This window comes from Streptococcus sp. 10824, assembly GCF_013276595.1.
In the GTDB taxonomy this organism is placed as follows: domain Bacteria; phylum Bacillota; class Bacilli; order Lactobacillales; family Streptococcaceae; genus Streptococcus; species Streptococcus pseudopneumoniae.
The window spans coordinates 15,454-32,365 of sequence record NZ_VMLH01000101.1; the positions used below are offsets into that span (position 1 = coordinate 15,454).

Consider the following 16,912-nt stretch of genomic DNA (forward strand, 5'->3'; position numbering starts at 1 on the left):
TTGAAATCGATAACATCGTTAGAGGAGAAAGTAATGAACAAACGTCTATTTTTAAAAATGAGTCTGGTGACGTTGTCAATTTTAGCATTGTTTTCACAACCTGTGTTAGCAGAGGAAAACATTCATTTTTCGAGTTGTAAGGAAGCTTGGACGAATGGATACGCGGATATTCATGAGGGAGACCCCGGTTATTCTGCCAAGTTATACCGTGATCATGACGGTGTGGCTTGCGAATTAAAAAATGCCCCTAAGGGTGCTTTTAAAGCAAAACAAGAGACTACAACTCAAACTGATACAAGTTCATCAACAACAAGTGGTTGGGTTAAGCAGGACGGTGCTTGGTACTACTTTGATGGAAATGGAAATCCAGTGAAAAATGCTTGGCAGGGAAGCTATTACCTGAAATCAGACGGGAAAATGGCCCAGAGCGAATGGATTTATGATGATTCTTATCAGGCTTGGTATTACTTGAAATCAGATGGTTCGTATGCTTATAGTACATGGCAAGGAAATTACTATTTGAAATCAGATGGTAAGATGGCCAAAAGTGAATGGGTTTATGACTCTTCTTATCAAGCTTGGTATTATTTGACATCAGATGGATCTTATGCTTATAGTGCATGGCAAGGAAACTATTATTTGAAATCAGATGGTAAAATGGCTAAAGGTGAATGGGTTTATGACTCTTCTTACCAAACTTGGTATTATTTGACATCAGATGGATCTTATGCTTATAATACATGGCAAGGGAATTATTATCTAAAATCAGATGGTAAAATGGCTGTCAATGAATGGGTTGATGGTGGACGTTATTATGTTGGTGCGACTGGTTTGTGGAAAGCTAATTCAAAAGTAAGCAATAAAGGGTCCTATTATAGCCTTCAAGGAAAGTATGATGAAATCATAGTTGCCAATAAACATTATCCTATGTCTAAAGATTACTATCCAGGTGAAAATGCTACTGCAAAAGCAGCCTTTTTAAAACTGATTGCACAGATGCAGAAGGAAGGATACGCTATTAGCGATAATTATAGTGGCTTTAGAAGTTATGCAACTCAAGCACAATTATATCAAAGTTATGTGAACCAAGAGGGTCAGGCTGCTGCGGATCGTTATTCCGCCCGTCCTGGATATAGCGAACATCAGACAGGACTTGCTTTTGATGTGATTGGCACAGATGGTCAATTAGTTGAAGATGCTGGTGCGGCTCAATGGTTATTGGATTATGCACCAGACTATGGTTTTGTTGTTCGCTATCCCCGTGGAAAAGAGAGTGTCACAGGCTATATGCATGAGGAATGGCATTTACGTTACATTGGAAAAGAAGCAAAAGAGATTGCTGCAAGTGGTTTGACACTGGAGGAATATTATGGATTTGATGGTGGAGATTATCTGGATTAAAAATCTATATTAGCTAAATGCAAACCTTTGCATAAATGACTGAAATTTGTTATACTAGTACTGTAAGCATTTTCAATTACTAGACAATGAAAAAGGAGAGTATGATGAGTCAAAAGATTATTGGGATTGACCTTGGTGGAACTTCTATCAAATTTGCAATCTTAACAACAGCAGGAGAAATCCAAGGAAAATGGTCTATCAAGACTAACATTTTGGATGAGGGAAGTCATATCGTAGATGATATGATTGAGTCTATTCAACACCGTTTGGACTTGCTTGGATTGGTGGCAGCGGATTTCCAAGGTATTGGAATGGGGTCACCAGGTGTGGTTGACCGTGAAAAAGGGACTGTTATCGGTGCCTACAACCTCAACTGGAAAACTCTTCAACCAATTAAAGAAAAGATTGAAAAAGCCTTGGGTATTCCATTCTTCATCGATAATGATGCCAACGTGGCAGCTCTTGGTGAGCGCTGGATGGGTGCTGGAGATAATCAACCAGACGTTGTCTTTATGACACTTGGTACAGGTGTTGGTGGCGGTATCGTCGCAGAAGGCAAATTGCTTCACGGTGTGGCTGGTGCAGCAGGTGAGCTTGGTCACATCACTGTTGACTTTGACCAACCAATCGCATGTACTTGCGGTAAGAAAGGTTGCCTTGAGACAGTTGCTTCAGCAACAGGGATTGTCAATTTGACTCGTCGCTATGCGGATGAATACGAAGGCGATGCAGCCTTGAAACGTTTGATTGATAACGGAGAAGAAGTAACTGCTAAGACTGTTTTTGACCTTGCAAAAGAAGGAGACGACCTTGCCTTGATCGTTTACCGTAACTTCTCACGTTACTTGGGAATCGCATGTGCTAACATCGGTTCAATTTTGAACCCATCAACAATTGTCATCGGTGGTGGTGTGTCAGCTGCGGGAGAATTCCTTCTACAAGGTGTTCAAAAAGTTTACGACGAAAATAGCTTCCCACAAGTACGCACATCAACAAAATTGGCTCTTGCAACTCTAGGAAATGACGCTGGGGTTATCGGAGCAGCATCGCTTGTATTGCAATAAAATAATAAAAGAGGAAAAATGCTAACCTAGAGTTAGTAATGTTCCTCTTTTCTTTTTTATGCTATACTAGTTAGGACAATGAATGAGGTGAAACGAAATGACAAAAGCAGATACGATTTTTAAAGAAAATATTGAACGCATCCTCAAAGACGGTGTTTTCTCAGAGCAGGCTCGTCCTAAGTACAAGGATGGGACTGTTGCCAACTCCAAGTATGTAACGGGTGCATTTGCCGAGTATGACTTGGCCAAGGGGGAATTCCCCATCACAACCTTGCGCCCTATCGCTATCAAATCAGCTATCAAGGAAGTGCTCTGGATTTACCAAGACCAATCAAATAGCCTAGGTGTGCTTAATGACAAGTACAATGTTCACTACTGGAATGACTGGGAAGTTGGAGACACGGGAACCATTGGTGAGCGCTATGGTGCCGTTGTTAAGAAACACGACATTATCAATAAGCTTCTCAAACAGTTGGAAGACAATCCTTGGAACCGTCGCAATATCATTTCGCTCTGGGATTACCAAGCTTTCGAAGAAACAGAAGGGCTGCTCCCATGCGCCTTTCAGACCATGTTTGATGTCCGCCGTGTAGATGGAGAAATCTATCTGGATGCGACCTTGACCCAGCGCTCGAATGACATGCTAGTAGCCCACCACATCAACGCTATGCAGTATGTGGCTTTGCAGATGATGATTGCCAAGCATTTTGGCTGGAATGTTGGAAAGTTCTTCTACTTCATCAACAACCTCCATATCTATGACAATCAATTTGAACAAGCTCAGGAATTACTCCGTCGTGAACCGTCAAACTGCCAACCACGTTTGGTTTTGAATGTTCCTGATGGAACTAATTTCTTTGATATCAAAGCAGAAGATTTTGAATTGGTGGATTATGACCCTGTTAAGCCGCAGTTGAAGTTTGACCTAGCTATTTAAGGCTCTTCGAAAATCTCTTCAAACCACGTCAGCGTCGCTTCATCAACAACCTCAAAACCGTGTTTTGAGCTGACTTCGNNTTTTCATTGAGTATAAAAGAATAGAAAAAGAAGTTGAGACAATAAATCCCAACTTCTTTTGTTTCTTAACGTGATACGCGGCGGCGAGCTGCTTTTTTACGGTTTTCTTCGATGAAAGCTGCTTTTTGCTCTTCTGGTTCGATTACTTTCTTTTTAAATGCGTATACTGCACCTGCAACGGCAGCGACAGTTCCTGCGACACCTGTTACAAGACCTTTAGCGAATCCTTTAGCCATGAGTCTTCCTCCTTTATATTCTTAATCAGCCAGCCCCCTCAAGAGGTCACATTTTTCTGACTGACCTTTTTGTGTTATAATAATAGTAACGAAAAAATAGGAATTTTTCAAGGAAAAAAGATGAAAACAAAAATAATTGTGATTGTTGGACCGACTGCTGTTGGAAAAACAGCCCTTGCCATTGAAGTGGCCAAGCGTTTTAATGGCGAAGTGGTTAGTGGAGATAGCCAGCAAGTCTATCGAGAACTTGATATTGGGACGGCTAAGGCTAGTCCAGAAGAGCAGTCAGCTGTTCCCCATCATTTAATCGATGTTAGAGAGGTAACCGAGTCTTACTCGGCTTTTGATTTTGTTTCAGAAGCTAAGATGGCTATTGAGGATATTCACAGCCGTGGCAAGCTAGCCATTATAGCCGGTGGGACTGGGCTTTATATCCAGAGCTTGCTAGAAGGTTATCACCTGGGTGGGGAGACTCCCCATGAGGAGATTTTGGCCTATCGAGCTAGTTTGGAGCCATATTCAGATGAGGAATTAGCTCATCTGGTGGCGCAAGCAGGTCTTGAGATTCCCCAGTTTAATCGTCGTCGTGCGATGCGTGCCTTGGAAATTGCTCATTTTGGTCAGGATTTGGAAAATCAAGAGACCTTGTATGAACCATTGATTATCTGCTTGGATGATGAGCGCAGTCAATTATATGAACGTATCAATCGCCGCGTGGATTTGATGTTTGAGGCTGGGCTTTTGGATGAGGCTAAGTGGCTCTTTGACCATTACCCTGATGTGCAGGCTGCTAAAGGAATTGGCTACAAGGAACTTTTTCCTTACTTCCGTGGAGAGCAGACCTTGGAGGAAGCTAGTGAGAGTCTCAAACAGGCTACTCGTCGTTTTGCCAAGCGTCAGTTGACCTGGTTCCGTAATCGCATGCAGGTCACCTTTTATCAGATTGGAGAAGCTGGTGTGCAAGACCGCATTTTAAGCCAGATAGAGGAGTTTTTAGATGATTGATACGGAAAAAAAAGAGGAGCGAGTCCTGCTCATAGGTGTGGAATTGCAGGGCATGGACAATTTTGACCTCTCCATGGAAGAATTGGCCAGTTTAGCGAAAACGGCTGGGGCAGTCGTTGTAGATAGCTACAGACAAAAACGTGAAAAATATGATTCCAAGACCTTCGTCGGCTCTGGTAAGTTGGAAGAAATTGCGCTTATGGTGGATGCAGAAGAAATCACCACTGTCATCGTCAACAACCGTCTGACCCCACGGCAAAATGTCAATCTAGAAGAAGTTCTCGGTGTTAAGGTCATTGACCGTATGCAGTTGATTTTGGATATCTTTGCCATGCGGGCTCGAAGCCATGAAGGGAAACTCCAAGTCCACCTAGCCCAGCTCAAATATCTCTTGCCTCGCTTGGTTGGTCAGGGAATTATGCTCAGCCGTCAGGCAGGGGGAATTGGTTCCCGTGGACCTGGTGAAAGCCAGCTGGAGCTGAATCGTCGTAGCGTTCGCAATCAAATCACAGATATCGAGCGCCAGCTCAAGGTGGTTGAGAAAAATCGGGCGACTGTCAGAGAAAAACGTTTGGAGTCAAGCACCTTTAAGATTGGTTTGATTGGTTACACCAATGCTGGAAAATCAACCATCATGAACACCTTGATCAGTAAGACTCAGTATGAAGCGGACGAGCTCTTTGCGACTCTAGATGCGACGACTAAGAGTATCCATCTGGGAGGCAATCTCCAAGTAACTTTGACAGATACAGTTGGCTTTATCCAAGATTTGCCTACAGAGCTGGTGTCCAGTTTTAAGTCAACCTTGGAAGAAAGCAAGCATGTGGACCTTCTGGTTCATGTTATCGATGCCAGCAATCCTTACCACGAGGAACATGAAAAAACAGTTCTTTCCATCATGAAAGACTTAGATATGGAAGATATTCCTCGCCTGACCCTTTATAATAAAGCGGATTTGGTGGAGGATTTTACGCCGACCCAAACACCTTATGCCCTCATTTCTGCCAAGTCTGAGGATAGTCGTGAGAATTTGCAGGCTTTGTTTTTAGAGAAAATCAAGGATATTTTTGAATCCTTTACTCTGCGTGTGCCTTTTTCAAAGTCCTACAAGATTCATGATTTAGAAAGTGTTGCGATTTTGCAAGAACGCGATTATCAGGAGGACGGCGAAGTGATTAGAGGCTACATTTCCGAGAAAAATAAATGGAGGTTAGAGGAATTTTATGACTGATATTAAAACGTTGGCTCTAAAATATGGGGGCTATACAAGTCTGGATAAGGCCTATCTGGATCAGCTTCTAGCTGGTAAAACAGAGCAGGAGCAACTAGCCCTCATTACCCCTCCACCTAGCGTGGTCAATGCTTACTTTGCAGAACTATATCAAAAAAAGAGTCCTCAAGCTGCAACCGATTATTTTGCGGAAGTCAGTCAGGAACTAAATCTTTACAATACTGAGCCAAGTTTCACCCTCGAAAACAAGCCTTTTATTCGCCTTAACCTGTCTGGTAAATCCTTTGGTTTTTGTTATGAGAGTGAGGGGCTTGGTCGGATTTTCTCTGAAAATGAAGAGAAGATTTCGGATGACTTGCTTTTTGAAATTGCGCAAATTTTCCCCCATCAACTAGTCTTTGAAGAGTCTGGTAAGATTTATATGAAGGCTGTTGGAGATGAGGAAGTTGTTAGTGTGGAAAGTCTCACAGCTTTGACTGATTTGGAAAGCTTGGCTGATGGTCGTAAACGTCTCAAAGGCTACAGCCAAGAGGATTTATTGCAAGAAGCTGCTGCTTTTTCTGGCAAGCGCTATTTCCGATCGGAAAACCGCACAGCTATGTTATATATTGATTAATTAGAAAGTATCGAATGGATATTCAATTTTTAGGAACAGGGGCTGGTCAGCCCTCTAAAGCCCGCAATGTCTCCAGTCTCGCCCTGAAACTTTTGGATGAGATTAACGAAGTCTGGCTCTTTGACTGTGGAGAAGGTACGCAAAATCGTATTCTTGAAACCACGATTCGACCACGTAAGGTCAGCAAAATCTTTATCACTCACTTGCATGGAGACCACATTTTTGGCTTGCCAGGTTTCCTTTCTAGCCGTGCTTTTCAGGCCAATGAAGAGCAGACAGATTTGGAAATCTATGGACCTCAAGGCATCAAGTCATTTGTCTTAACCAGCCTTCGTGTGTCAGGTTCGCGTCTGCCTTATCGTATTCATTTTCATGAGTTTGACCAAGATTCTTTAGGAAAAATCCTTGAGACCGATAAATTTACGGTGTATGCAGAAGAGCTGGACCACACTATTTTCTGTGTTGGTTATCGTGTTATCCAAAAGGATCTAGAAGGAACGCTGGATGCTGAAAAACTCAAGTCTGCTGGTGTCCCATTTGGCCCACTTTTTGGAAAAATTAAAAACGGTCAGGACGTTGTTCTCGAAGATGGTACTGAAATAAAGGCAGTAGACTATATCTCAGCGCCACGTCCAGGTAAAATTATCACTATTCTTGGTGATACTCGTAAAACTAGTGCCAGTGTGCGTCTGGCTGTCAATGCTGATGTCCTGGTTCATGAATCGACTTATGGCAAGGGCGATGAAATAATTGCTCGTAACCATGGCCACTCAACTAATATGCAAGCTGCACAAGTAGCAGTAGAAGCAGGTGCTAAACGCCTCTTGCTCAATCATATCAGTGCTCGCTTCCTCTCAAAAGATATCAGCAAACTCAAAAAAGACGCTGCCACAATTTTTGAAAATGTCCATGTGGTTAAAGACTTGGAAGAAGTGGAAATCTAGCAGTCACAGAAAGGATAAGTATGCCTACTATTCTCATTACCGGAGCTAGCGGTGGTCTAGCTCAAGAAATGGTCAAACTCCTGCCCAATGACCAACTCATCTTGCTTGGTAGAAATAAGGAAAAATTAGCCCAACTCTACGGAAATTATTCCCATGCAGAATTGATTGAAATTGATATTACCGACGATTCAGCCCTAGAAGCTCTGGTAACTGATCTTTATCTCCGCTATGGCAAGATTGATGTCTTGATTAACAACGCTGGTTACGGGATTTTTGAGGGATTTGACCAGATTGCTGATAAAGATATTCACCAGATGTTCGAGGTCAATACCTTTGCCCTGATGAATCTATCTCGACGCCTTGCGGCCCGTATGAAAGAGAGTCGAAAAGGACATATCATCAATATCGTCAGCATGGCAGGTTTAATCGCTACTGGCAAGTCCAGTCTTTACTCAGCGACCAAGTTTGCGGCTATTGGTTTTTCAAGTGCTCTGCGCCTCGAACTTATGCCCTATGGAGTCTATGTGACAACAGTCAATCCAGGTCCAATCCGAACAGGATTTTTTGACCAGGCCGACCCAGATGGAACCTATCTCAAGTCGGTTGACCGTTTTCTATTGGAACCAGATGCAGTGGCTAAAAAGATTGTCAAGATTATAGGAAAAAACAAACGAGAACTTAATCTCCCGATTTTGTTGAACCTGGCCCATAAGTTTTATACTCTCTTTCCCAAGCTAGCTGATAAGTTGGCAGGGGAGACTTTTAATTATAAATAAAAAAGAACCAATGTGCAGGTTGTTGCTAACCTACATATTGGTTCTTATCATTTCTCAACTATCAAACTGGACTTCTTCTAGTAGATAGTCGATAAAGCGTTCGCCCATCTTAGATAGGCTGGTTTTTTCATGCTGGATATAGACCAGCTCAATTGGATCATCAATATCCAGTGGGATAGAAACGATATTGTCTCCGTTGAGGTTGCTGTTCAAAATCCCTGTCGCAATGGTATAACCGTCCAAACCAATCAAGAGATTAAAGAGGGTGGCACGGTCACTAACCACAATGGATTTCTTGTGGTGCTCTTGAGATAGAATCTCTTCAGAGAAGTAGAAGGAATTGTGTGTCCCTTGGTCATAGCTGAGATAAGGGAAGTTTTCCAAATCAGATAGTTTGACCTTGTCTTTCTTTGCCAGAGGATTGGTCTTGCTGACAAAGATATGGGGCTGGGCTGTGAAGAGATGGTGAGCCAGCAGGTGGTTGTCATCCAGCATTTTGGTTAAAACATCACGGTTGTAGCTGTTTAAGAAGAGGACACCGACCTCACTACGGAAGTTCTTGACGTCATCGATAATCTCCCAAGTCCGCGTTTCACGAAGAAAAAGCTCGTATTTTTCCATATCACTTTTCTTGAGTAGAGAGACGAAAGCGTTGACCACAAAGGCATAGTGCTGGGAGGAAACGCTAAAGAGTTCGCGGTGGGCAACAGGATTTTTATAGCGTTCTTCCAGAAGCTGGGTCTGCTCGACAACCTGACGGGCATAAGAGAGGAACTCCATCCCATCACGGGTCAAGGTGATACCCTTGGGATTTCGGATAAAAATCTCAATCCCCATTTCATTTTCCAAGTCTCTCACAGCATTGGAAAGACTCGGTTGGGTGATAAAGAGTTGCTTGGCTGCCTCATTCATGGAGCCAGTTTCGACGATTTTGATAATATAGTGTAATTGTTGAATTCTCATGTTTTTATTGTACCACACTTGTGTCAGAATCGCCAAAGAAGATAGGAAAATCAGGAGTATTGTGTGAGTCTCTTCTTGAAAAAAAGACAAAATTTTGCTAGAATGAGTCTTATGAAAACATTCTATGATGTGCAACAATTCCTCAAACGATTTGGCATTATTGTTTATATGGGAAAACGCTTATATGATATTGAACTGATGAAGTTGGAGCTCTCTCGAATTTACGATGCAGGGTTGATGGACAAATTAGACTATCTAGAAGCAGAAGCGGTTCTTCGCAGAGAGCACAAGGTAGAATTGGATTATATTGAGAAAAATGGAGAAAAGAACTAATGGTTACTTGGATTTTGTGGGCACTTATACTAGCAATGTTGGCATGGATGGGTTTTAACTATCTTCGTATTCGCCGTGCGGCTAAAATTGTAGACAATGAGGAGTTTGAAGCCTTGATTCGTACGGGTCAATTGATTGATTTGCGCGACCCAGCAGAATTCCACAGAAAACATATCCTTGGTGCCCGCAATATTCCTTCAAGTCAGTTGAAGACGAGTCTTGCAGCCCTTCGTAAGGATAAACCTGTCCTTCTCTACGAAAACCAACGTGCGCAACGAGTTACAAATGCAGCCCTTTACTTGAAAAAACAAGGTTTTTCTGAGATTTATATCCTTTCTTATGGTTTGGATTCTTGGAAAGGGAAAGTGAAGACTAGCTAACATTCTGTAAAAATCTGTCGAATGATAGATAAAGCTAGCATTTTATGGTATCATCATTTATATTAATTTTAAGGAGATTTTATAATATGAATTCACAAGAAAAGAAAAAACCTTCACTTATTTTAGGTATCTTATCTATCGTCCTTGGTTTGCTTTCTCCAATAGTGAGTCTGATTTTGGGGATCATAGGATTGGTTTTGGCTTTTTCATACCAAAAAGAATCTGGACTGGACTATAAAACAGAAAAAATTCTCAACATCGTAGGACTTGTAGTTTCTGTTCTTAACTGGATTCTAACAATCGCAGTAGTTTTTAGATAAGCAAAAAAACAAAAAAGCTTTAGTTTTAAAGCTTTTTTTATTTTATCGACTCATCTCTAAATAGTTTTTAATGATTTGTAACTCTTTTTGGTTCAAAGGGAGGTAGTTACCTTCTGCTAAATCTGGGTTCAATGTAAAGTCCCCAAATTGGATTCTCTTGAGGCTAGTCACCTTAACACCAACCGAGAGAAACATTTTCTTGATTTGATGAAATTTTCCTTCTGAAATGGTGATGGAGGCTCGACTGAGGGAAGGACTTGCAGATAGAATTTCTAGTCTTGCAGGTTTACAGACAGTACCATCTAAAAAGACAATTCCCTTTTGAAAGACTTGGATATGGTCAGGTGTTAGAAGTCCATTGACTTCAACTTGATAAGTCTTATCGACATGATATTGGGGATGGAGGAGCTGAAAGCCCAAGGGACCGTTATCGGTCAAGAGGAGGAGTCCCGTTGTATCTCGGTCCAGTCGGCCAACGGCATAGAGCTTGTCAGACTGGATGTCAGATGGAAGCAGGTCCATGACGGTCGGAAGTTCCTTGTCTTTGTTGGCTGTCACGACACCAGCAGGTTTATGAAGCATAAGATAGGTGTGTTCATAGCCTTGAATGATTCGATCCTGAAAAAGGAGTTCTTGTAGTCCTGTATCGATATTTTGAGCTAGGGAGCGGGCTGGGCAACCATCGACTAGAATTTCCCCTCTGAGGAGTGCTTGCTTCATGGCCTTTCGGCTAACTTTTTCTTGGGCTAATAAATTATCTAAACGCATACTGTGCCTATCTTATCATAAGTCGCTTGCTTTGAAAAGGCTTGACGTGAAAAGAAAAGCGGAGTGAAAACATTTACACTTGCTTGAGTTATGTTATTTACTTGAAATTATGGTATAATCGTTCAGTTAGAAAATAAATTTTGAATATTAGAGGAAATCATGACAAAATCAAGAGAAGATATCCGTAACATTGCGATTATCGCCCACGTTGACCACGGTAAAACAACCCTCGTTGACGAATTATTGAAACAATCAGAAACGCTTGATGCACGTACTGAATTGGCTGAGCGTGCTATGGACTCAAACGATATCGAAAAAGAGCGTGGAATTACCATCCTTGCTAAAAATACGGCTGTTGCTTACAACGGAACTCGTATCAACATCATGGACACACCAGGACACGCGGACTTCGGTGGAGAAGTTGAGCGTATCATGAAAATGGTTGACGGTGTTGTCTTGGTCGTAGATGCCTACGAAGGAACCATGCCACAAACTCGTTTCGTATTGAAAAAAGCTTTGGAACAAGACCTTGTCCCAATCGTGGTTGTCAATAAAATCGATAAACCATCAGCTCGTCCAGCAGAAGTAGTGGACGAAGTCTTGGAACTGTTCATCGAGCTTGGTGCAGATGACGACCAGCTTGACTTCCCAGTGGTCTATGCTTCAGCGATCAACGGAACTTCTTCATTGTCAGATGATCCAGCTGACCAAGAAGCGACTATGGCACCAATCTTTGACACGATTATCGACCATATCCCAGCTCCAGTAGATAACTCAGATGAGCCTTTGCAGTTCCAAGTGTCACTTTTGGACTACAATGACTTCGTTGGACGTATCGGTATCGGTCGTGTCTTCCGTGGTACAGTTAAGGTTGGGGACCAAGTTACCCTTTCTAAACTTGACGGCACAACTAAAAACTTCCGTGTTACAAAACTCTTCGGTTTCTTTGGTTTGGAACGTCGTGAAATCCAAGAAGCAAAAGCAGGTGACTTGATTGCCGTTTCAGGTATGGAAGACATCTTTGTCGGTGAAACCATTACTCCTACAGACGCAGTTGAAGCTCTTCCAATTCTACACATCGATGAGCCAACTCTTCAAATGACTTTCTTGGTCAACAACTCACCATTTGCTGGTAAAGAAGGTAAATGGGTAACTTCTCGTAAGGTGGAAGAACGCTTGCAGGCAGAATTGCAAACAGACGTTTCCCTTCGTGTTGACCCAACTGATTCACCAGATAAATGGACTGTTTCAGGACGTGGAGAATTGCACTTGTCAATCCTTATCGAAACAATGCGTCGTGAGGGATATGAACTTCAAGTATCTCGTCCAGAAGTTATCGTAAAAGAAATCGACGGTGTTAAATGTGAGCCATTTGAGCGTGTACAAATCGACACTCCAGAAGAATACCAAGGATCTGTTATCCAAAGCCTTTCTGAACGTAAGGGTGAAATGTTGGATATGATTTCAACTGGTAATGGTCAAACTCGTTTGGTCTTCCTTGTTCCAGCGCGTGGTTTGATTGGATACTCAACTGAGTTCTTGTCAATGACTCGTGGTTACGGTATCATGAACCATACCTTTGACCAATACTTGCCATTGATTCCAGGTGAAATTGGTGGTCGTCACCGTGGTGCCCTTGTTTCTATCGATGCTGGTAAGGCTACAACTTACTCTATCATGTCTATCGAAGAACGCGGTACTATCTTTGTCAACCCAGGTACTGAAGTTTACGAAGGAATGATCATCGGTGAAAACTCTCGTGAAAACGACTTGACAGTTAACATCACTAAGGCGAAGCAAATGACCAACGTTCGTTCAGCTACTAAGGACCAAACAGCTGTTATCAAGACTCCTCGTATCTTGACACTTGAAGAGTCTCTTGAGTTCTTGAACGACGATGAGTACATGGAAGTAACGCCTGAGTCTATCCGTTTGCGTAAACAAATCCTTAACAAGGCAGAGCGTGAGAAAGCTAACAAGAAGAAAAAATCAGCTGAATAAGAGCTAGAAAGAGAGAAAGATGGTCTATTTAGTCCTAGGGATTTTACTGCTCCTACTCTATGTATTTGCGACACCAGAAAGTATTAAAGGGACAGTCAATATCGTCGCTATGGTATGTATTTTAGTGGCACTTTTGGTTTTGTTGGCTCTATCTTTTCTGAAAATTTTTCAATTACCAACAGAAATGTTCCTAGCAATAGCCATGTTAATCCTAGCTTACTTTAGTGTGAGAGACATCACACTCATGCCAGTCAAAAAAAGTAAAAGAAGATAAAAAAGAGAGTTTCGGCTCTCTTTTTTTGGTAGGAATTTTACAATAGTTTGAATTGCTTTTTAGTTAACATCATCACTTTTGCTTGGATAATATGAATGGGAAAAACTGGAATAAAATTCGTTAATGACATCTATTTTATATTTGGTTAGTACTGGTTGCATATTATTTCGAAATAAAACTACTATATAATATTATTCATATAGGTAACATAAAAACATTATTCATATAGGTGATATAGTAAAATATCTAAAAAATTCGATTTTTTCCTTGACAACAAATAATAAAAATGCTATTCTTATTATATAAGAAATCGGTTTCAAAAAAGAGAGAATAGGATTTATTTTGTTGCATTGTTGCTCAGGGTGTGCTTTTTTGAAAGGAAAAATAAAATGAAAACGAAAAAACATAGATTACTTGCTCTAGCTCTTATTTCAAGTTTTATATTATTGGAAGCTGCATCAGCTGCTGTACAATATCCAGATGGAGGAGTATGGACGTATGGAGAAGGTTCAGGAGGTGGTTGGGCTTTTTCAAATTACTATCATGGTAAAAAATATCATTATTCTTCTCTTGTAAGTAAATGGGATAGTCATTCAGATAAAGGATCAGCACCTGCAGGGAAAACTTCAGAGGCTTGGATTTGGACTAAATTTGGGGAACAAGTAGCATTTTACTATGACTATGACTAATATTTAGTTTTCTTAGATAATTCCCCTTGTAAGAAATTACAAGGGGAATTTTGTTTACAAGGAGTCTACTATGAAGAAACTATTCATATTATTATCAACTTTTTTTCTCAGCTTCTTCCTTGCTTGGATTATTGTCTTACGTGCGCCACAATATTTATATGCAAGCTATGATTCCGTTTCTTTACTTCGTGTCAAAAAAGATACTCAGGAACCGACGCGTGAGGTATTTGAACAGGAATTGGAGAATTTTGCAAACTCAGAACAGAGTTTAATAGCTAGAAGAATTGTAGAGCCGAGTAAGGATGGGACGACTAACTTTACTTATGCAACTTATGGTCAGGGAACTTTACCAAAAGAATTCCAAGAAGCTAGCCAAGAAAGTCGTGAACGTAGTGATCCGCTAAATAGTTATCTCCTTTTGTCAGGCTCCTTGACGAAAGAAAAGCTTGCCGATAAATTAGGAGATTTGGGTTATAAAGCAATTGCTGACCGAAAGATACCGCCCTATTCTCTTGCTTTTCGAATATTACTAAATCCCCTTATTTTAATTAGTTTAGCAATATTTGGCTTATCTTTCTTTGCTTTAGTGATTATCACTCGGATTAAGGAAATGAGAGCAGCAGGTATAAAACTCTTTTCTGGTCAGACTCTCTTATCCATTATGGGGCATTCTTTATCGACTGATATCAAGTGGCTCCTTATATCAGCCCTCCTTTCCTTCCTAGGTGGGGGAGTCGTTCTTTTTAGTCAAGGTTTGTTTTATCCTATCTTGTTAGTCACCTATGGTTTTGGGATTAGTTTCTATCTGTTGTTTTTATTGGCGATTTCAATTTTACTAATGCTTCTTTATCTAATGAGTTTGAGTTACAAAGCATTAGTTCCTGTTATTAAGGGGAGATTACCCCTTAAACGCTTGATGGCTTTAACCCTATTGTGTCAGTTAGTAGCTGTTTTTACAGTGGGATACGCTGTTAAGACAGGCTTGACGTCTTACCAACGATTGAAAGAACTTGAAATTTCAAAACAAGCGTGGAAGGACAGAGCAGACTATTATCAAATTTCTTTTGGCTTAGGTGATAGAGGAAAAGATACAGAAAATCAGAGCAAGTGGTATGAATTTTCCAAAGAAGCAGTTGAACAAGAACAGGCTCTATTTGTAAAAGATAATCTCATTCATTTTGCAAATCCTCAAGGAAAAAATGAACAGGGAGAGACACTGGATACCTATAGTCCAGATGCTAATGTTCTCTATGTCAGCCCAAGTTATTTGGACAAGGAAAAGGTCGTGGTAGATGCTGAGACCAAACAGAAGTTAGTCCATCTTCAAAAAGGAGAATTTGGACTCTTACTACCAGAATCTCTTCGTTCACAGGAAGCAGAACTTAAGAAAGCTTTTGAAGAAAGTTTGAACTATTACGGGCAATCAAGTGAGGAGGCAAGTGCTCCTTTAGAGTATGAAATGAGAGCGATTATTAGCTATCTTCCAACTGGAGAAAAGCGATTTGTTTATAATAACGGTGAAAGCCCAGTATCCATTCAGTACTTAACCGATCCGATTTTAGTTGTATTTACTCCAACATCTACAGGTGATAGTTTCATTTCAAAATATGTTTGGTCTATCAATGCTGGAAAACAACTTTTTATCAAAGGATATGAGAGTGGGCTAGAACTCTTAAAGAAAGCTGGGATTTATAAGCAAGTATCTTATCTTAAAGAAGGAAGAAGTGTTTATCTAACTCGTTATAATGAAGTTCAAACTGAAACAGCAACTTTAATCTTAGGAGCTATTGTTGGAATAGCCAGTTCCTTGTTACTCTTTTATTCTGTCAATCTTCTATATTTCGAGCAATTCCGCCGAGATATCTTGATTAAACGAATTTCAGGTTTACGATTTTTTGAAACACATGCTCAGTATATGGTTAGCCAATTTGCCAGTTTTGTATTTGGTGCTAGTCTCTTTATTTTAAGCAGTCGAGACTTGGTGATTGGTTTGCTCACTTTATTAGTGTTTCTAGCTAGTGCAGTTCTGACGCTTTACCGTCAAGCGCAGAAAGAATCTCGTGTTTCTATGACAATTATGAAAGGAAAATAGGATGATTGAACTAAAGAATATATCTAAAAAATTTGGAAGCCGTCAGCTATTTTCAGATACCAATCTTCATTTTGAAGGTGGGAAAATTTATGCCTTAATCGGTACAAGTGGCTGTGGTAAGACAACACTCTTGAATATGATTGGACGATTAGAGCCATATGACAAAGGACAAATCATCTATGATGGTACTTCTCTTAAGGACATCAAGCCTTCTGTTTTCTTTAGAGATTACTTGGGATACTTATTTCAAGATTTTGGCTTAATTGAAAGCCAAACCGTCAAAGAGAATCTCAATCTGGGTTTAGTTGGTAAAAAGTTGAAGGAAAAAGAGAAAATCTCTTTGATGAAACAAGCTCTAAACCGTGTAAACCTCTCTTATTTGGATTTGAAGCAACCTATATTTGAGTTATCAGGAGGAGAAGCACAACGTGTTGCACTAGCGAAGATAATTTTAAAGGATTCGCCTTTGATTCTTGCAGATGAACCAACCGCTTCACTAGACCCCAAAAACTCTGAGGAATTACTCTCTATCCTAGAATCTTTAAAAAATCCGAATCGGACCATTATTATTGCGACCCACAATCCTCTGATTTGGGAGCAAGTGGATCAGGTCATTCGAGTTACCGATTTATCACATAGATGATATGGTAAGATTCATACTCAATGAAAATCAAAAAGCAAACTAGGAAGCTAGCCGCAGGTTGCTCAAAACACTGTTTTGAGGTTGGAGATAAGACTGACGAAGTCAGTTACATATACCTACGGAAAGGCAAAGCTGACGTGGTTTGAAAAGATTTTCGAA

Annotated in this window: 18 protein-coding genes and 2 pseudogenes; 17 read left to right on the forward strand and 3 right to left on the reverse strand. The window is 40.7% G+C overall.

Translation table 11 applies throughout. From position 1 onward, the window contains the following. Nucleotides 1–33: 33 nt before the first annotated feature. From HT701_RS11785 to HT701_RS09280, 4 genes and pseudogenes are all read left to right on the forward strand, one after another. Nucleotides 34–840: pseudogene (locus tag HT701_RS11785) on the forward strand (N-acetylmuramoyl-L-alanine amidase family protein); the annotation flags it as partial. A gap of 6 nt (nucleotides 841–846) precedes the next feature. Continuing rightward, nucleotides 847–1,401: pseudogene (ldcB, locus tag HT701_RS11790) on the forward strand (LD-carboxypeptidase LdcB/DacB); the annotation flags it as partial. 104 nt (nucleotides 1,402–1,505) lie between these two features. Then, nucleotides 1,506–2,465 (forward strand): ROK family glucokinase, encoded by a 960-nt coding sequence (locus tag HT701_RS09275; RefSeq protein WP_119920118.1) that lies wholly within the window; start codon nucleotides 1,506–1,508, stop codon nucleotides 2,463–2,465. A 97-nt stretch (nucleotides 2,466–2,562) separates the two neighbouring features. Beyond that, on the forward strand, nucleotides 2,563–3,402 hold the full coding sequence (locus HT701_RS09280; RefSeq protein ID WP_119920117.1) for a thymidylate synthase: 840 nt from the start codon (nucleotides 2,563–2,565) through the stop codon (nucleotides 3,400–3,402). Between the two features lie 145 nt (nucleotides 3,403–3,547). Here the strand turns inward: HT701_RS09280 and HT701_RS09285 are convergent, their stop codons facing one another. Further along, nucleotides 3,548–3,718, reverse strand: a complete 171-nt coding sequence (locus HT701_RS09285; protein ID WP_001051780.1) for a DUF3042 family protein — start codon at nucleotides 3,716–3,718, stop codon at nucleotides 3,548–3,550. A gap of 120 nt (nucleotides 3,719–3,838) precedes the next feature. Between HT701_RS09285 and miaA the strand changes: the two genes are divergently transcribed. From miaA to HT701_RS09310, 5 genes are read left to right on the forward strand one after another with little or no spacing between them, the layout of a single operon-like run. Then, nucleotides 3,839–4,723 carry a tRNA (adenosine(37)-N6)-dimethylallyltransferase MiaA gene (gene miaA, locus HT701_RS09290; protein WP_119920115.1) on the forward strand — a complete coding sequence of 295 codons (885 nt, stop codon included), beginning with the start codon at nucleotides 3,839–3,841 and terminating at the stop codon, nucleotides 4,721–4,723. Beyond that, nucleotides 4,716–5,954, forward strand: coding sequence for a GTPase HflX (hflX, locus tag HT701_RS09295; RefSeq protein ID WP_000567349.1), 1,239 nt, complete (start codon nucleotides 4,716–4,718; stop codon nucleotides 5,952–5,954). The genes miaA and hflX overlap by 8 nt, the downstream gene beginning before the upstream one ends. Continuing rightward, nucleotides 5,947–6,570 carry a cystathionine beta-lyase gene (locus HT701_RS09300; protein ID WP_119920114.1) on the forward strand — a complete coding sequence of 208 codons (624 nt, stop codon included), beginning with the start codon at nucleotides 5,947–5,949 and terminating at the stop codon, nucleotides 6,568–6,570. Before hflX ends, HT701_RS09300 begins: the two co-directional genes overlap by 8 nt. Nucleotides 6,571–6,584: 14 nt before the next feature. After that, nucleotides 6,585–7,514: a ribonuclease Z gene (gene rnz, locus HT701_RS09305; RefSeq protein ID WP_119920113.1), complete on the forward strand. Its 930-nt coding sequence runs from the start codon at nucleotides 6,585–6,587 to the stop codon at nucleotides 7,512–7,514. A 20-nt stretch (nucleotides 7,515–7,534) separates the two neighbouring features. Then, nucleotides 7,535–8,290, forward strand: a complete 756-nt coding sequence (locus tag HT701_RS09310) for an SDR family oxidoreductase (RefSeq protein ID WP_119920112.1) — start codon at nucleotides 7,535–7,537, stop codon at nucleotides 8,288–8,290. Nucleotides 8,291–8,344: 54 nt separating this feature from the next. Here the strand turns inward: HT701_RS09310 and HT701_RS09315 are convergent, their stop codons facing one another. Beyond that, a complete protein-coding gene (locus HT701_RS09315) occupies nucleotides 8,345–9,253 on the reverse strand; it encodes a LysR family transcriptional regulator (RefSeq protein ID WP_001222592.1) in 909 nt (302 codons plus the stop codon). A gap of 63 nt (nucleotides 9,254–9,316) precedes the next feature. Here HT701_RS09315 and HT701_RS09320 point away from each other — a divergent pair, with 63 nt between their 5' ends. From HT701_RS09320 to HT701_RS09330, 3 genes are all read left to right on the forward strand, one after another. Then, nucleotides 9,317–9,586, forward strand: a complete 270-nt coding sequence (locus HT701_RS09320; RefSeq protein ID WP_000051782.1) for a YqgQ family protein — start codon at nucleotides 9,317–9,319, stop codon at nucleotides 9,584–9,586. After that, nucleotides 9,586–9,966, forward strand: a complete 381-nt coding sequence (locus tag HT701_RS09325; protein ID WP_000259256.1) for a rhodanese-like domain-containing protein — start codon at nucleotides 9,586–9,588, stop codon at nucleotides 9,964–9,966. Before HT701_RS09320 ends, HT701_RS09325 begins: the two co-directional genes overlap by 1 nt. Before the next feature lie 86 nt (nucleotides 9,967–10,052). Beyond that, nucleotides 10,053–10,286: a hypothetical protein gene (locus HT701_RS09330; protein WP_001088017.1), complete on the forward strand. Its 234-nt coding sequence runs from the start codon at nucleotides 10,053–10,055 to the stop codon at nucleotides 10,284–10,286. 42 nt (nucleotides 10,287–10,328) lie between these two features. On the opposite strand, the gene HT701_RS09335 is transcribed toward HT701_RS09330, so the two are convergent. Beyond that, the gene (locus tag HT701_RS09335; RefSeq protein WP_001235041.1) at nucleotides 10,329–11,054 is read right to left on the reverse strand and encodes a 16S rRNA pseudouridine(516) synthase; all 726 of its coding nucleotides are present in this window, start codon (nucleotides 11,052–11,054) and stop codon (nucleotides 10,329–10,331) included. Between the two features lie 159 nt (nucleotides 11,055–11,213). On the opposite strand from HT701_RS09335, the gene typA reads away from it, so the two are divergent. From typA to HT701_RS09360, 5 genes are all read left to right on the forward strand, one after another. Continuing rightward, the gene (typA, locus tag HT701_RS09340; protein WP_172931453.1) at nucleotides 11,214–13,055 is read left to right on the forward strand and encodes a translational GTPase TypA; all 1,842 of its coding nucleotides are present in this window, start codon (nucleotides 11,214–11,216) and stop codon (nucleotides 13,053–13,055) included. Nucleotides 13,056–13,074: 19 nt separating this feature from the next. Next, nucleotides 13,075–13,329 carry a DUF3165 family protein gene (locus HT701_RS09345; protein ID WP_023932983.1) on the forward strand — a complete coding sequence of 85 codons (255 nt, stop codon included), beginning with the start codon at nucleotides 13,075–13,077 and terminating at the stop codon, nucleotides 13,327–13,329. 389 nt (nucleotides 13,330–13,718) lie between these two features. Then, nucleotides 13,719–14,018, forward strand: a complete 300-nt coding sequence (locus HT701_RS09350) for a lactococcin 972 family bacteriocin (RefSeq protein ID WP_172931454.1) — start codon at nucleotides 13,719–13,721, stop codon at nucleotides 14,016–14,018. Between the two features lie 70 nt (nucleotides 14,019–14,088). Next, nucleotides 14,089–16,110 (forward strand): bacteriocin-associated integral membrane family protein, encoded by a 2,022-nt coding sequence (locus tag HT701_RS09355; protein ID WP_172931455.1) that lies wholly within the window; start codon nucleotides 14,089–14,091, stop codon nucleotides 16,108–16,110. A gap of 1 nt (nucleotide 16,111) precedes the next feature. Beyond that, nucleotides 16,112–16,753, forward strand: a complete 642-nt coding sequence (locus HT701_RS09360) for an ABC transporter ATP-binding protein (protein ID WP_023939973.1) — start codon at nucleotides 16,112–16,114, stop codon at nucleotides 16,751–16,753. Nucleotides 16,754–16,912 lie beyond the last annotated feature (159 nt).

What these genes read in the sequence shown, in the direction of transcription:
- HT701_RS09275 (WP_119920118.1), top strand. Translation starts at nt 1,506, where the DNA reads ATGAGTCAAAAGATTATTGGGATTGACCTTGGTGGAACTTCTATCAAA.
- HT701_RS09280 (WP_119920117.1), top strand. Translation starts at nt 2,563, where the DNA reads ATGACAAAAGCAGATACGATTTTTAAAGAAAATATTGAACGCATCCTC.
- HT701_RS09285 (WP_001051780.1), bottom strand. Translation starts at nt 3,718, where the DNA reads ATGGCTAAAGGATTCGCTAAAGGTCTTGTAACAGGTGTCGCAGGAACT.
- miaA (WP_119920115.1), top strand. Translation starts at nt 3,839, where the DNA reads ATGAAAACAAAAATAATTGTGATTGTTGGACCGACTGCTGTTGGAAAA.
- hflX (WP_000567349.1), top strand. Translation starts at nt 4,716, where the DNA reads ATGATTGATACGGAAAAAAAAGAGGAGCGAGTCCTGCTCATAGGTGTG.
- HT701_RS09300 (WP_119920114.1), top strand. Translation starts at nt 5,947, where the DNA reads ATGACTGATATTAAAACGTTGGCTCTAAAATATGGGGGCTATACAAGT.
- rnz (WP_119920113.1), top strand. Translation starts at nt 6,585, where the DNA reads ATGGATATTCAATTTTTAGGAACAGGGGCTGGTCAGCCCTCTAAAGCC.
- HT701_RS09310 (WP_119920112.1), top strand. Translation starts at nt 7,535, where the DNA reads ATGCCTACTATTCTCATTACCGGAGCTAGCGGTGGTCTAGCTCAAGAA.
- HT701_RS09315 (WP_001222592.1), bottom strand. Translation starts at nt 9,253, where the DNA reads ATGAGAATTCAACAATTACACTATATTATCAAAATCGTCGAAACTGGC.
- HT701_RS09325 (WP_000259256.1), top strand. Translation starts at nt 9,586, where the DNA reads ATGGTTACTTGGATTTTGTGGGCACTTATACTAGCAATGTTGGCATGG.
- HT701_RS09330 (WP_001088017.1), top strand. Translation starts at nt 10,053, where the DNA reads ATGAATTCACAAGAAAAGAAAAAACCTTCACTTATTTTAGGTATCTTA.
- HT701_RS09335 (WP_001235041.1), bottom strand. Translation starts at nt 11,054, where the DNA reads ATGCGTTTAGATAATTTATTAGCCCAAGAAAAAGTTAGCCGAAAGGCC.
- typA (WP_172931453.1), top strand. Translation starts at nt 11,214, where the DNA reads ATGACAAAATCAAGAGAAGATATCCGTAACATTGCGATTATCGCCCAC.
- HT701_RS09345 (WP_023932983.1), top strand. Translation starts at nt 13,075, where the DNA reads ATGGTCTATTTAGTCCTAGGGATTTTACTGCTCCTACTCTATGTATTT.
- HT701_RS09350 (WP_172931454.1), top strand. Translation starts at nt 13,719, where the DNA reads ATGAAAACGAAAAAACATAGATTACTTGCTCTAGCTCTTATTTCAAGT.
- HT701_RS09355 (WP_172931455.1), top strand. Translation starts at nt 14,089, where the DNA reads ATGAAGAAACTATTCATATTATTATCAACTTTTTTTCTCAGCTTCTTC.
- HT701_RS09360 (WP_023939973.1), top strand. Translation starts at nt 16,112, where the DNA reads ATGATTGAACTAAAGAATATATCTAAAAAATTTGGAAGCCGTCAGCTA.